Genomic DNA, 14,399 nt, shown 5'->3' with positions numbered 1-14,399 from the left:
ATGTTCAAACGTCTGATCCCGCACCCGTTTCTGAGCGTCGGACTGGTTGTGGTCTGGCTGATGCTGGTCAACCATTTCTCTCTCGGCAACCTGCTGCTGGGGGCCGTACTGGGCATCCTGGTGCCGGCGCTGACCGGCCCGTACTGGCCCAACAAGCCGAGTGTCGGTCGACCGCTGAAGATCATCGAGTACATCCTTGTCGTGCTCTGGGATATCGTCGTGGCCAACGTCCAGGTGGCGCTGCTCATCCTGTTCAAGCGCAACGCGAACCTCAAATCCCAGTGGATCGTGGTGCCGATGGAACTGACCTCTCCCGAGGCGATCACGGTGCTCGCGGGGACAATCACGATGACGCCGGGCACGGTTTCGGCCATGCTGACGGCGGACGCGAGCGAGATATTGGTCCACTGCCTGCACACGGATGATCCCGAGGGCACGCGGGACGATATCAAGAACCGCTACGAACGCCGGCTGAAGGAGATCTTCCAATGATTGGCATTGCCGTTGCTTTCGCCATTGGCTGTTTCAGCCTGGGCCTGCTGATGAACCTGTGGCGGCTCGTGCAGGGGCCGAACCTGGCGGATCGGGTCCTGGCGCTGGATACGATGGTGATCAACCTGATCGCGCTTCTGGTGCTGTACGGGATCCGGAACGGCACGGCGATGTACTACGAAGCGGCGATGCTGGTCGCCATGGTCGGCTTCGTTTCCACCGTCGCATATTGCCGCTTCATCCTGCGCGGCGACATTATCGAATAGGAGCGGAAAATGGACCAGATCATGGAAATCCTAGTCACCTTTTTCCTCGTCATCTCCGGAATCTTCGGGTTGGTCGGCTCATTCGGTTTGATCAAGCTGCGCGACACGATGCAGCGGCTGCACGCGCCGACCAAGGCCACGACGCTTGGCGTCGGCGGGGTGCTCATCGCGTCGATGATCTACTTCTTCGCCTTCGAAGACACCCTGAGTTTCCACGAGCTGCTGATCACGATCTTCCTGCTGTTGACGGCCCCGGTGGCGGCAAATTTCATCGCCAAGACGCTGCTGATCGAAAAGGCCGACAAGATCGCGCTGCCGCCGTCGGGCTGCGATGCCGGCTGGGCGATCCATAACGATCCGCCCAACCTTGCCAACAACGGGGAGAGCCGAGGCTGAGACAACCGCCCTCGGTTCTGTCGCACGTTTTGCCTTGATGGTGTCGTTCCGGGTATCGCATTTCCCCCAGCATGTCATCCTGCACTCCGTGTTCTTCTACGTCAGGTATGGTGTGTCCCATCCTGCTCGGCGAGAGATCATCGCCGCGCGCGGCATGATGCCGACCATCCCGCGCTGAACTGATTGGTTGTGACGTATGCGGCGTCGTTGTGAGACCGGAATGCCGTGCTCGAGGGCGTCGGTTCATCACGCAGATTCAAGGGTCTGAGCCGTCGTTGCCGGACGTGGCTTTGTCACGGAACCCGTCATGGACGTTCTTTGAAGCGAACAGGCGCGCAGTGTCGCAATGCGGTCGAGAGGGCGGAGTACGCCGCGACAGCCTGGGCTCTTGTGAAGACCAGGCTGAAAGCGGTTTCACCTGTGCGGTAGACCAATGCCGGCAAGCCGAAGATCAATCGCGCAACGGACGCAGACGGTGTTTCCGCGAACACGTCGGCACCGCGGTGGAGCAGGCCAAGCGCACCGGGGCCGTCGACCGAAAAGGCGTGATAGCCGTCCGTCATGTCGGAAATGGCAAGTGACTTCAGCTCGTCCCACCCGTCTGTCCGGGCCGGGCCGTTGACTTCCAGGATCCGGTCGCGCCGCAGGCTGAGGGCAAAGGGGCCATCGGGGGCGATCTCTGGCCAGCCAATCAGGGGCAGTTCCGAGGACGTCTGTACGCCGCTGCCACTGATCAGGGTCAGCCGATGCATGTTGGCAGAAGATACGCGACACGCCTTGCCGTCGACCTCGCCCGTAAGAACGCTGGATGCAGGGAAGGGGGCATCCCATTTATGTGTATCGTCACGCATGAATCCTGGCTCCCTCCCGGTCGAAGGCCACGGGCGACGTCAATGTCGCCTGGTAGGTTTGTCCAAGGTGGAACAGGGTGACCGTTTCGCCCATCCGCTGGGTTCCGCGCTCGACAAGCCCCAATGCGATGGGCCGGTTCACGTTCGGGCTCATGTAGCTCGATGTGACGATCCCGAAGGACCGGCGATCCGTCCCGTCGATCAGGTGCGCGCCGGTCGGCAAAGGTGTGTCGCCGATGGCGGACAATCCGACAAGCTGCCGCCGGTCGGGATCGTTTGCCGCGTCCGTGTGCAGGCCCCTGTCGCCCACGAAGGTGGTGGGTTTCTTCGTTCGGGGCAGGGTGAAACCCAGATCGTGAGGCATGGTTTCGCCGTCGGTGTCCTTGCCGATGATGATAAAGCCCTTCTCGGCCCGCAGGATCGAAAGCGCTTCGATCCCCATCGGCCGGACGCCAAGCGGTCGGCCTGCATCTGCAAGCGCTGTCCAGAGTGCCTTGGCGCTGGATGCGGGGACCGATATCTCGAAACTGACCTCTCCGGTGAAACTGACCCGCGCAATCCGCAGGGCCACGTCGCGCCAGACGGTTTCGCGGAACGTCATATGAGGGAACGCGTCCGCGGAAAGATCGACGTCCAGCCCAAGGCTGCGGGTCACGTCGCGCGCTTTCGGCCCCGTCACGGTCACGGTGGACCAGTGGTTGGTGGTATCATGCACGAAGATGCGATCGGGATCGTTGCCGTCCTGCCGCCAGCTTTCAAGCATGCCTGTCACGCCTTCCGCATGGCTTGACGAGCTGGAGATCACGAACCGGTTCGGGCCCATGCGAAACACCACGCCATCGTCAAAGATCACGCCCCTCTCCGTCAGCAGGAACCCGTAGCGCAGGAAACCCGGCTTCAGAGTCTTCATGGTGTTGTAGTAGACGAAGTTCACGAAGGCTTCGGCGTCCGGCCCCATCACCTCGATTTTCCCGAGAGGCGAGGCATCCAGAATGCCTCCCGCGTCGCGCACCATGCGCGCTTCGGATTGTGCAGCCTCGGGGCCGGGTCGGTCGCCATACCACGCCGGGCGCAGCCAGCCGCCATATTCCCCAAGCGCCGCGCCAGAGGACCGGTGGACGTTTTCCAGCGCAAGGCGTTTGAGCGGGCGAAAATTCTGGCCACCGTGGTGGCCATGATACAAAGCCAGCGGGACGGGGACGAAGGGCGGGCGGAACGTGGTCGTGCCGACCTCGGGGATTGTCTTGCCCGTCAGGGCCGCCATCGCTGCAAGCCCGGGAATGTTGGATGTCTTCCCCTGGTCCGAGGCCATGCTCAAGGTGGTGTACCGCTTGAGATGCTCGACGGAGACATAGTTTTCACGTTCGGCCAGTTCGATGTCCTTGAGGGTGACATCATGCTGGAAGTCGATCCACTGGCGCCCTTTTGCGCCGGGCTTGGGCAGCGTCGGGGTCAGCGTGAATCGAGTTGTGGCTTGGCTGTAGGGTTCGCCCATGGCAAAGGCCCGGGCTTCGGCAAGGGCCTGGTCCAGATCGAACGTCCCGTTGGCGGCCCCGATGGCGCGCATGCCCGCAGGGGCCTCTGCGGGAAGGAATGTGGCCAATGCCTCGTCCCAGCGAAGCTTGCCGCCGGCGTGGCGCCACAGATGCAGGACCGGGGTCCAGCCTGCCGATGCCAATACGCAATCGACGGCCTCGGCGCGTTTGCCCTGACGCAGCGCCTTCACACCGCGACGGCCGGAGGCGGCCAGATCGCCCTTTGCAGGGTCGAACAGGCTGACCTTTGCGCCTGCCTCGCTCAGACGTGCCGCGGCCGATGCCGCCTGCGCGTGGTTCGCGGCGATGGCAATGGCGTTCCCGACCCGCACTCCGTAGCGGCCAAGGTATTCCAGGCCCGCCTCGAGGCTCATGATGCCGGGGAGGTCGTTGTTGCCAAAGGTCACCGGACGATCGATCGCCCCGCTGGCCAACAGGCACTCCTTTGCACGCAGACGATAAAGCGTCGGGGCGACATCCACGGCGGATTGTCGGGCAAGCCCGTAAAGGCGATGGTCGAACACCCCGAACGCGGTCGTATGAGTGAGGATGCGCCCGCCCGCGTCTTCGATGGCAGCCTTGCGGGCGGCGACCCAATCCGTTGGCTGAAGCCCTTCGATCCTGTCGCCCATGCGGTACAGCCCGCCGCCAAGCGTGTCATGATCTTCGACCAGCCAGACGGTCTTGCCTTGCCGCGCCGCCGCTTCGGCCGCCGCCAGTCCGGCCGCCCCGCCGCCGACCACCAGCAGATCGCACTGCGCATGGACCTGATCCGCGGTGTAGCCCTCCACCATGTCCGGTTCCAGCGTGCCCAGCCCGGCCATCCTGCGGATCATCGGCTCGAACAGGTGCCAATCGGGTTTCATGAAGGTCTTGTAGTAGAACCCGGCCTTCAACCACGGGCTGAACAGGTCCAGGCCGCCCTTGACGTCGAAACCTGCATTGGGCCAGGCGTTGACGCTTCTGATGTCCATCCCCGGGGCAAGCGCTGTCGTGGTGCCCAGAACGTTGGGCAGGCTGCCTTTTGGCGTTCTGACGGAAAAGATCGCGTTGGGTTCGTCGAACCACCCGCCCCAAACACCACGGGGGCGGTGATACTTGAAGCTGCGCCCGACAATGCCCGTGCCATTGGCCAGCAGTGCCGAGGCCAAGGTGTCGCCCCCAAATCCGTGCATGGAACGACCGTCGAAGTTGAAGTCGATGCGGCGCGCACGATCAATCAGACCGCCCGAGCTCAGCCGTGTCCCGCTCATGTCGGAAGCTTCCTCAGGGTCTCGGTTCCCAGCACGTCCATCGTGACACTGTCGCGCGACATGACGAAGACCTCGGCGCAGGGAAGGTGGATCCAGATTTCCCGCGTGACCCCCTTTTCATTGGTCTGGTCGAACAGATAGGCGGCCCATTTTTCGGCGCTCACATCCCGGGTTGTGTCCGGCCGGGTCTTCCCGGTCTCTGCCGCGAAGTGAAACTCGCCTTCGGATCTGGGGCCGCAGAATGGACAGGGTAACACTTGCATATCCGTCTCCTTCAATGCGCGATGCCAGAGGCCGCGCCTTCGTCGATCAGCCGGCCGGTTACGAAACGATCGATGTCGAAGGGGCGGCTGATCTCGTGATGGGTGCCGTTCGCCAACAGATGGGCAAACAGGTAGCCGCCGGCTGGAATGGCCTTGAAGCCACCAGTGCCCCAGCCGCAATTCACGTACAGCCCTTCGATACCGGACGGTCCGATGACGGGTGAACTGTCGGGCGTTACATCCACGATGCCGGCCCAGTGGCGCAGCAGTTTTACCTTGGCCAGCACGGGCGCCATTTCCACCAGGCCCGCCAGAACCGCCTCCTGCACCGGAAGGTTGCCTTTCTGGCCATAGGACGGCACGCGATCCAGCCCGCCACCGATGACAAGCCCGCCCTTGTCCGACTGGCTGAAATAGGTGCCGTAGGCGGGCGAAAAAGCGACGGTATCGATCACCGGCTTCATCGCTTCGGTGACGAAGGCCTGAAGTGAGTATGACGTGATCGGCAGCTTGAAGCCAGCGAGCCTGGCCAGGACCGAGCTGTGTCCGGCAACGGCCGCGCCGACCGCCCCGGCGCGGATCGGGCCAAGCGTCGTCTCGACGCCGGTGATCCTGCCTGCTTCCCTAATGAATTCCGTCACTTCGCAGTTCTGGATGATATCCACGCCCAGGGCGCTGGCCGCGCGGGCATAGCCCCACGCAACGGCATCATGGCGCCCGGTTCCCGCGCTGCCTTGCCAGACGGCGCCGTGGATCGGGAAGCGCGCATCCTTCGAATAGTTCAGCAACGGGGCCTTCTTGCGCACATCCGCCGCGTCCATCAGGATCGCGTCCGCCCCGTTCAGCTGCATCGCATTCACGTTACGCGCCGCCATTTCCATTTCCGGTTCGGAATGGGCAAGGACCAGCATGCCGCGCTGCGAGAACATGACGTTGTAGTTGAGCTCCTTCGACAGGCCTTCATAGAGCTTCACGGACAGGCCATAGAGCGCGGAACTTTCCGGGTAGTAATAGTTGGAGCGAATGACGGTGGTGTTCCGCCCGGTATTCCCGCCGCCCAGCCACCCCTTTTCGATGACGGCAACGTTCGTGATGCCGTGGTTTCGGGCAAGGTAATAGGCGGTCGCCAGCCCATGCCCTCCGGCACCGATGATCACGACGTCATAGGCCGCCCCGGGCTTGGGGGACCGCCACGCCTTGGACCAGCCCGACTGACCCCGCAGGCCTTCACGAAGAAGCGAAATGGCAGAGTATTTCGTTGTCATCCTGTCCCCTCGCTTCCGCCGCCGCGGCTTCGGGCTTGGCCTCCGATGCTATCGCTACAGGTGCATTCATTGCTGTACAATATGCGCACGGTCCAGTTTCCATTGGCACTTCAAGAACCGGACCGAGTTGCTGGATGCGCTTTCGGATCAATCGGCAAACTCAAACACCAAGGCCCTGATCGAAGCGTCGCCATAACCGGCCCGATGGTGCGCGCTATCCTCGTCGCGATCCAACACCTCCGGGCGCCGCCGTCATGCATAACTGCGACCCAGACCCGAACCAAACGTAAGCGGTTGGAGAGGCAAATCCGCTGCGATGCACAACAGGACCGCCGCTCCCGAACAGCAAGGAGCCTCGGCGGGAGACGACCGGTCCGGCGTCTGTCCCCAAATGCACGCACCGCTCGGAGCGAAAACGCTTGATATGCTGACCCCGTCAGGGACCTTTTAGTCAAAGGGAAAGCCTCTTGGGGAATATCGATTAACAAAGTTAAGCTTAGCTTATAAACAGTTAGTCCTATTGCTCTGTAAGGAATCGGTCACTCAAATGCATATCACCCCCACACATTCCTTTGCAGAGGTTCGCCCCGCCGCAGGCCGTGGCCCTGTGTACAGATCCGTCAGATCGACCACGGCCCTGACCGGGGCGCTGGTAACCGTCCTGTCGGTCCTCGCGCTGCCCGCGGGGGCTGCATGTACCACCGACGGCACGACGATGACCTGTACGGGCGATGATATCCCCTATGTCTACAAGCCCGACGGCTCGGTCACCGATATCACCTACAAGGATGTCACCAAAAGCATCAGTGCCGATCTTTCGGCCAACCATTCCTATGCGCTCAACCTCGAAGATAACGGGGATGAGGGACACGACGCCACCAAGGATGATCACGAAGACGGTCAGGATGGGGGTGACGGCGGCGACGGTGGCGATCTGTCCTCGACCATGCATTTCGACGACGGCGGTTCTGGAATGGACAGCGACGCGAGCGGCATCCGGCTGGTGAGCGAAGGTGGCGTGGGCGGCGAGGCGAACGAAGACAGCGCATTCGGAACGGCCCATGGCGGTGTCGGCGGCACAGGCGGCAACGGCGGCACGTTGACCGTTCTTGTGGATGCCGGCGACAGCAGCGACGCAGGATACGTCTTCAAGACCACCGACGGCCCGGGCGTCAAGGCCGTCAGCGAGGGTGGCGATGGCGGCAAGGGCGGCAAGGGCACCAACCAGAGCGGATTTCACCAGGGCGATGGTGGCGAAGGCGGTGAGGGCGGCAAGGGCGGCGACGTCACAGTGACGCTGACGGACGGCGATCCGTTCGAAATCAAGTCGAGCGACAGCGCAGGGCTTACTCTGCTCAGCAGCGGCGGCGATGGCGCGGAAGCCGGAGAGGGGCTGTCGGACAACACGGCCACCGGCGGGCGCGGTGGAGCGGGCGGGGATGGCGGTGATGTCACGCTGTTGGCCCAGGGCGGCAAGAAGTCGATCTCGACGACGGGGACAAGCGTGCACGGCATCCTCGCGATCAGCGAAGCGGGGAACGGCGGCGAAGGCGGCGAAGGCCACGGCCCGGACGATGGCATTGGCGGCAATGGCGGCCACGGCGGGACCGGCGGCAATGTGTCGATCACCTATGAGGGCGATATCACCACGACCGGGGACACCGCGGTGGGTGTCCTGATCCAGAGTCTCGGCGGTGCAGGCGGCGAAGGCGGCCCTGGCAAGAGCTGGTTCGACGGTAATGGCGGGCATGCCAATGAACCGGGTCCCGGCGGCGATGCGAGCGTCGACCTGAAAAGTGGCACCATAACCACGAGCGGAGAGCAGGCGGTCGGAATACTGATCGAGAGCGTCGGCGGTTTTGCGGGAAGCTCCGGTGAGTCCGACGGATTTGTCGCCTACGGGGCGAATGGCGAAAGCGGTGGTGATGGCGGTACTGTGTCAGCCACGCTTGAGGATTACAGCATTGATACCGCCGGAGATTATGCGGTCGGCCTGATCGCGGCGTCGATCGGAGGCGGCGGCGGCACCGGATCGAAAGACGAGGGGTTCGATGCGATCGGCGCCACGGGCGGGGCTGGTGGCGCAGGTGGCAAGGTCGAGGTCACGCTGACCGGGACCAACTCCATCACCACCAAGGGCGAGGATGCCCCGGGCATACTGGCGATGAGCGCGGGCGGCGGCGGCGGCGTCAGCGGCGGCAACGATGGCGTTGTCGCGCTTGGCGGTCAGGGTGGGGAGGGCGGCAATGCCGGCGACGTCACCGTGACCAACGACGGTGACACGACGATCAACACCTCTGGCAAGTATTCGGTCGGGGCCATGATCAGCAGCATCGGCAACGGCGGCGGCAAGTCGACGTCGCCCAAGGGAGCTTGGGCGCTTGGTGCGAATGGCGGCGGCGGCGGCAGCGGCAGCGATGTGTCCGTGGACTTCAAGAGCGGCACGTTCAAGGTCACGACTGAAGGCGACGTGGCCGACGGCGTTCTGATCTCCTCGATCGGCGGCGGCGGCGGTCACGGTGGCAGCACGGTCGTCGGGCTCGACCTGATCAAACCGGCGATCGGCACCTCCGGCGGTGACGGCGGCAGCGGCGGTGACATCTCCATCACGGCAGCGGACGGTGCTTCGGTCGATATCGAAACCAAGGGGTTCAAGTCGGCCGGCTTCATGGCGCAGAGCGTCGGCGGCGGTGGCGGCGCCGGCGGATCGGTGGTCAATGCCAGCATCGGCCTGACCTTCAATTCGCAGACCGGGTCCCAGAAAAGCTCCAGCGGCCATCATGGCGGAACGGTCGATATCGGCGACACGGATACGGTCGGCCTGACGGGGAAGGTGACGACCGGAGGCCACAGCTCGGTGGGCGTCCTGATCCAGTCGGTGGGCGGCGGGGGCGGCTCTGCCGGCACCAACACGCAGGCGGGCGCTGCGTCGATCGAATTCGGCCATGACATGGGGACCGATGGCGGGGCCGGCGGCGACGGCGGCGTGGTCACGGCGAATACCAAGACCGATGTCACCACGTCGGGCGACCATTCCGACGCGGTCTTCGCACAGTCGCTGGGCGGCGGCGGCGGCCATGCGAGCAACGTGACCGATTCCAACGTCGGCCTGAACATGAGCAGCTACGTCGGCAACCAGGGCTCCAACGGGGGGACCGGCGGCACCGGCGCCGCCGTGACGCTTGTGTCGGACGGCACGATCCAGACCGGCGGCGACAATGCCCTGGGCGTGCTGGTGCAATCGCAGGGCGGCGGCGGCGGCAAGGGCGGCCACACAATCGATTGCGATATCGGGATCGACGCGGGATCGGTCAAGTTGGGCTCTTCCGGCGGCGCCGGTGGCGATGCCGACGATGTCGATGTGACCACGTCCGGCTCCATCGGGACCAAGGGCCACCTGTCCACCGGCATTCTCGCGCAGAGCATCGCCGGCGGCGGCGGCCAGTCGGGCACGACGGTCTCGGGGGATATCTCGATCGACCTGAGCTATACCCATGGCGGCGACGGCGGATCGGGGGGCAGCGCGGGCAAGGTCACGCTGAGCAACGCGGCCGACGTGACCACCGCCGGGGGCCAGGCCCTTGGCGTGCAGGCGCAAAGCATCGGCGGCGGCGGCGGCGCAGGCGGCGTGACGGTGTCGGGCGCGCTCAGCATCGCCGCGGTCAACATCGCGCATGGCGCGGATGGCGGCGACGGTGGCACGTCCGGCGAAGTGTCGCTGACCAACACGGGCAAGGTCGCAACAACCGGCGACACGTCTGATGCCGTTTCCGCCCAGGCCCTGGGCGGCGGTGGCGGCAAGGGCGGGCTGCTGGTGACGGGCTCGGGGACCGGCGGTCCGATCTCGGGGTCGGTCAATGTCGCCGTGGGCGGCACGGGTGGCAAGGGCGGTGTCGGCGGCAACGTGGATCTGACCAATTCCGGCGCGGTCACGACCTCCGGCTACACCGCGCGGGGGCTCTACGCCCAGTCGGTCGGCGGGAGCGGCGGCGACGGCGGCGCGGTGATCTCCGGAACGGTCAACGTCTCCGCGGAATTCGGCGGTTCGGTCAATGTCGCCGTCGGTGGCGACGGCGGGGATTCCGGCAAGGGCGGGACCGTCGGGATCACCAACCAGAAGGGCGGCGACCTGACCACCAGCGGGCATTATTCGACGGGCATCTTTGCCCAGTCGGTCGGCGGCAACGGCGGCGTCGGCGGCGGCAGCTATGCCCTGAACACCCAGGGCAGCGGTGAATCCTCGGGCGAGGTCACGGTGACTGTCGGCGGGTCCGGTGGGGACGGGGCCGTCGCCAACAAGGTGACGGTCGAGAATGACGCCTCGGTGACCACGACCGGCGGCAATGCCCACGGTATCTATGCGCAATCGGTCGGCGGCAATGGCGGCGTCGCGGGGGCGGGCTATGCGCTTGCACTGGACGGCTACTGGAAGCCCAAGGGCGAGAGCACAACCGTCGACCTGGACGCCGCGATCGGCGGATCCGGCGGCACGGCGGCCCACGGCGACACCGTCACCGTCACCAACACCGGCGACATTTCCACCAAGACCGACACGTCCTACGGGATCTACGCCCAGTCTGTCGGCGGTGGCGGCGGGGACGGCGGCCAGGCCGGGTCGCATACGTTCGGCTACACGAAAAAGGAGAAGGCGCCGAAGGGCAGCGATCCGAAGAAGAGCAACAAGGCCGTTTCGCTGACCTACACCCAGGGCGGCGACAACGGGGCCTCGGGCGATGGCGGAGATGTCAAGGTCACCCATTCCGATGGCACCATCACGACCGAAGGTGCCGCGTCCTATGCGATCTTCGCGCAGTCGGTCGGCGGCGGCGGTGGCAACTCGGGCAACGGGACACCCGGGAAGACGGGCTGGATCGAAACGGTCGCGAATGCCGGCGAATGGCTAGATGACATCTACGACACCTACAAGTCGGTAAAGGGCATGCCCGGCAGCCTCCTGAGCTGGAGCATCGACGTCGGTGGCAAGGCCGGATCCTCGGGTCATGGCAGCGATGTGTCGGTCACCAGTTCCGGCAAGCTGCACACCACGGGCGACAGCGCCACGGCGATCTATGCGCAGTCCGTCGGCGGCGGCGGCGGCAATGCCGGCGATGGCAGCCAAGGGCTGATCACCTCGATCACCATCACGCATTCCGGTGCGGGCGGCGGCGATGGCGGCGACGTGTCGGTTTCTCTCAAAGACAGCGGATCCATCATCACCGAAGGCGATGGCGCGATGGGGATCCATGCCCAGTCGCTCGGCGGCAGTGGCGGCAACGGTGGCGACATCGAGGGCAACATCGTCACGGCCATCTCGAACTTTGCCGAGACCATGGGTGCGCAGGCCTTCGGCGGGGACGATGGCGGCGGGGCCGGCAGTGGCGGTGACGTGGCGATAGCCATGGATGCCGACAGCTCGATCACCACCTCGGGCAAGAACGCCCACGGCGTCTGGGCCCATTCCGTGGGCGGCGGCGGCGGCGCCGCCGGGTCGCTCGACACCCAGGCGGTTGCCACTACCTACACGACGGGCGTCGGCAGCGCCGGGGGCGACGGTGACGGCGGCTATGTCAACGCCGACCTCCAGGGCGATATCCACGTGACGGGCGAAGGTGCGCACGGGGTGTTCCTGCAAAGCGCGTCGGGCGGCGACAGCTATTCCGGCGGCGTCAAGCTTTATGTTGGCGGCTCCATCAAGGCCGAGGGCAAGGATGCCCGCGCGATCCTGGTGCAATCCTCGGAAACCGGCAGTGACGATCCAAAGGGCGACTGGACGACCTCGGGTTCATGCGATCAGGCCGACGACCAATGCCGCGGCACCTCGCATCTCTATGTGCAGGCGGGAGCGGTGGTCGAGACCACCAACAAGAACGCCTACGAGACCATCGCCGTGTCGGGCGGGCGCATGAAGATGAACACCGACGGGACGATCCACTATTCGAACCTGATCGACAACTCCGGCACGCTCCGCAGTGCCGACCTGGATTCGGTGGTGATCGCCAATGACGACACCGGTGGTCTGCGGATCCACAACAACGACGGCGGACTCCTGTCGGGCTCCTTGCAGCTGTCGGACAGCAATCGGACCGAGTTCGAGAACAAGAAGGGCGCGACCTTTGCCGCGGGCAGCACGGTCTACCTGGGCGAGATGGGCAATTATACCGGCGAAACCGGCGCCACGCTGTCGGCCTATGGTGTCGGAACGATCGGGACCAGCCAGATCAGTCTGGGCGGCGATTTCGCCGAGTCCGGAACGGTTCTGATCGATGCCGAAAGTTCGGACGGCGCGACCGTGACCAACGACCTGCTGTCCTTCACCGGGCTTGAGGACGCGGCCACCGTGAGTTTCAGCGATGCCAACTTCAAACCTGTCTGGAGCGGGTCGACGACCTATGCCAGCGGCGACAAGGGCACGCTGCAGGTCGCCGAGGTGGACGAGTCCAAACGCCTGACACTCAGCGACTCGACCGTGACCAATACCTCCGTCGCCACCTACACCGTCTACACGAAGGACGATTCCAGCGGTGATGGCGCCGGCGTCTACGTGGACTTCACGGTGGATTATTCCGGCGCTGCCTCGGGCGTGGAGCTGAGCGGCAACGCGCTCAACTACGCGAGCTACTTCAGCGACACCATGACATCGATCCAGAACGGGCAATCGGAGACACTCAAGGACGAGCTGTCGTTGCTTGCCACGGAATTCCTGAACACCATGACAGGCGAAGAGCTGAGAACGGCCTATCGTCACTATGCGCCCGAAGAACACCTGACCGGCGCATCCAGTGCGATTTCCTCGTCCCATGCGCTTAACCAGCTGCTGCAAAGTTGCCCGGACATCGATCCCGATGCCGGGCTTGATTTCCTGCACCAGAACAATTGCAGCTGGGGCATGGGGATCGGGTCGCGCCGCCATCAGGACCGCACCAGCGAAAGCCCGGAATTCACTGAATCGGCCTGGGGTCTGGCGCTTGGAACGCAGCGCGAAGTGGGGGCCGACCTGTTCGTTGAACTCGCCGGCCAGCTTGAAACGCTCTCCATCGGGGGCGAGAACTTCTCGCAGGATGGCGACCGCTATTCGGGTGGCGTCGCGCTGAAAAAGGAAATCGGGCGATATACCTTGTCGGGCGCCGTGACAGGCGGCCTGTACTCGCTGGATTACGAGCGCGGATATACAAGCGGTGGCGTTGCACGGACCGCGAACGCGGATGTCGACGGCCGATTCCTGGGCGCGGAACTGCGCGCCTCGGCGGTGTTCCTGGGGCAGGGCGGGTTCTATGCCAAGCCCTCGGCCGCGCTGGCCTATACGCAGGTCTGGCAGGACGGGTTCACCGAATCCGGCGATGGCGGGCTGAACTGGAACGTGAATTCGGTCAGCGAAGACTGGCTGGCCTTTACCCCGGCGGTGGAAGTGGGCCGCGCCTTCCAGGCCAGCAACCGCTCGGCCCTGGCCTTTTTTCGGGCCGGGGTCACTGTGGCGCTGACCGATCCGACCCTGACCATGTCCAGCACGCTTGTCGGTGCGGATGCGCCGGGTGCGTTCAACGGCGCGCTGACCAGCGACCGCTACCAGGGCGATTTCGCCGCCGGGATCGAAGTCGAGCTGCGGGACAATCTGTCCATCTCGCTCCTGGGTCAGGCCGCGCTGTCTGAAAACAGCTACGATTATGGCGGCTCTGCGCGGATCGAATTCCGCTTCTGACGCGACATCAGTCGCACGACAGGGATGGCCGCATCAGGGCCATGCTGCGGCGATCCGCTTGTGACGCACCCGGGTCCGGCGCGCCGGACCCCGGGAGCGTCTTTCGGTGGAAACGCGGATCCGTTGTCGATGCGTCATGCCAGCGTCAAGACAAGCGGAATCGGCGCGCAAGCCGCGATGCCGGGCGTTTGCCTGCAGGTCCGGCGCTGCGGCGCCAGTCCGCCGGTGTCCCATCATGTCCTGCGTATGGTCTCTTCCTCGGTGTCTTTGTCCGGATCGTCCTGGGCCGGCTCGGTGCCCCCGGACAGGTGTTCGGGCGCGGTGGACATAGGCACGGCACTTTCAAGATCGGCCAGTCCGTCCTCGGCATCCGGATGAAAGG

At 64.7% G+C, this 14,399-nt stretch carries 8 protein-coding genes; 4 read left to right on the top strand and 4 right to left on the bottom strand.

The window, feature by feature from the left end; genetic code table 11:
• From D4754_RS20540 to D4754_RS20530, 3 genes are read left to right on the top strand one after another with little or no spacing between them, the layout of a single operon-like run.
• Positions 1-492, top strand: a complete 492-nt coding sequence (locus D4754_RS20540; RefSeq protein WP_121067461.1) for a Na+/H+ antiporter subunit E — start codon at positions 1-3, stop codon at positions 490-492.
• A complete protein-coding gene (locus D4754_RS20535; RefSeq protein ID WP_121067458.1) occupies positions 489-758 on the top strand; it encodes a K+/H+ antiporter subunit F in 270 nt (89 codons plus the stop codon). The genes D4754_RS20540 and D4754_RS20535 overlap by 4 nt, the downstream gene beginning before the upstream one ends.
• 9 nt (positions 759-767) lie before the next feature.
• Positions 768-1,154 carry a Na+/H+ antiporter subunit G gene (locus D4754_RS20530; protein WP_121067455.1) on the top strand — a complete coding sequence of 129 codons (387 nt, stop codon included), beginning with the start codon at positions 768-770 and terminating at the stop codon, positions 1,152-1,154.
• Positions 1,155-1,459: 305 nt separating this feature from the next.
• Here D4754_RS20530 and D4754_RS20525 read toward each other — a convergent pair whose 3' ends face one another.
• From D4754_RS20525 to D4754_RS20510, 4 genes are read right to left on the bottom strand one after another with little or no spacing between them, the layout of a single operon-like run.
• The gene (locus D4754_RS20525; protein ID WP_163026005.1) at positions 1,460-2,005 is read right to left on the bottom strand and encodes a hypothetical protein; all 546 of its coding nucleotides are present in this window, start codon (positions 2,003-2,005) and stop codon (positions 1,460-1,462) included.
• Complete coding sequence (locus D4754_RS20520) at positions 1,998-4,793, bottom strand: 2Fe-2S iron-sulfur cluster-binding protein (protein ID WP_121067449.1); 2,796 nt, start codon at positions 4,791-4,793, stop codon at positions 1,998-2,000. Before D4754_RS20520 ends, D4754_RS20525 begins: the two co-directional genes overlap by 8 nt.
• Positions 4,790-5,056, bottom strand: coding sequence for a sarcosine oxidase subunit delta (locus D4754_RS20515; RefSeq protein WP_121067445.1), 267 nt, complete (start codon positions 5,054-5,056; stop codon positions 4,790-4,792). Before D4754_RS20515 ends, D4754_RS20520 begins: the two co-directional genes overlap by 4 nt.
• Before the next feature lie 11 nt (positions 5,057-5,067).
• A complete protein-coding gene (locus D4754_RS20510) occupies positions 5,068-6,321 on the bottom strand; it encodes a sarcosine oxidase subunit beta family protein (RefSeq protein ID WP_121067442.1) in 1,254 nt (417 codons plus the stop codon).
• Positions 6,322-6,928: 607 nt separating this feature from the next.
• Here D4754_RS20510 and D4754_RS24135 point away from each other — a divergent pair.
• Positions 6,929-14,017, top strand: coding sequence for an autotransporter outer membrane beta-barrel domain-containing protein (locus D4754_RS24135; protein ID WP_163026004.1), 7,089 nt, complete (start codon positions 6,929-6,931; stop codon positions 14,015-14,017).
• Positions 14,018-14,399 lie beyond the last annotated feature (382 nt).

The organism is Chachezhania antarctica, from assembly GCF_003646465.1.
Classification (GTDB): domain Bacteria; phylum Pseudomonadota; class Alphaproteobacteria; order Rhodobacterales; family Rhodobacteraceae; genus Chachezhania; species Chachezhania antarctica.
Note: the sequence above shows the minus strand (reverse complement) of the source record. Positions and strands in the feature narration are given on the sequence as shown.

Coding starts and splice junctions, on each gene's coding strand:
- D4754_RS20540 (WP_121067461.1), top strand. CDS start 1: ATGTTCAAACGTCTGATCCCGCACCCGTTTCTGAGCGTCGGACTGGTT.
- D4754_RS20535 (WP_121067458.1), top strand. CDS start 489: ATGATTGGCATTGCCGTTGCTTTCGCCATTGGCTGTTTCAGCCTGGGC.
- D4754_RS20530 (WP_121067455.1), top strand. CDS start 768: ATGGACCAGATCATGGAAATCCTAGTCACCTTTTTCCTCGTCATCTCC.
- D4754_RS20525 (WP_163026005.1), bottom strand. CDS start 2,005: ATGCGTGACGATACACATAAATGGGATGCCCCCTTCCCTGCATCCAGC.
- D4754_RS20520 (WP_121067449.1), bottom strand. CDS start 4,793: ATGAGCGGGACACGGCTGAGCTCGGGCGGTCTGATTGATCGTGCGCGC.
- D4754_RS20515 (WP_121067445.1), bottom strand. CDS start 5,056: ATGCAAGTGTTACCCTGTCCATTCTGCGGCCCCAGATCCGAAGGCGAG.
- D4754_RS20510 (WP_121067442.1), bottom strand. CDS start 6,321: ATGACAACGAAATACTCTGCCATTTCGCTTCTTCGTGAAGGCCTGCGG.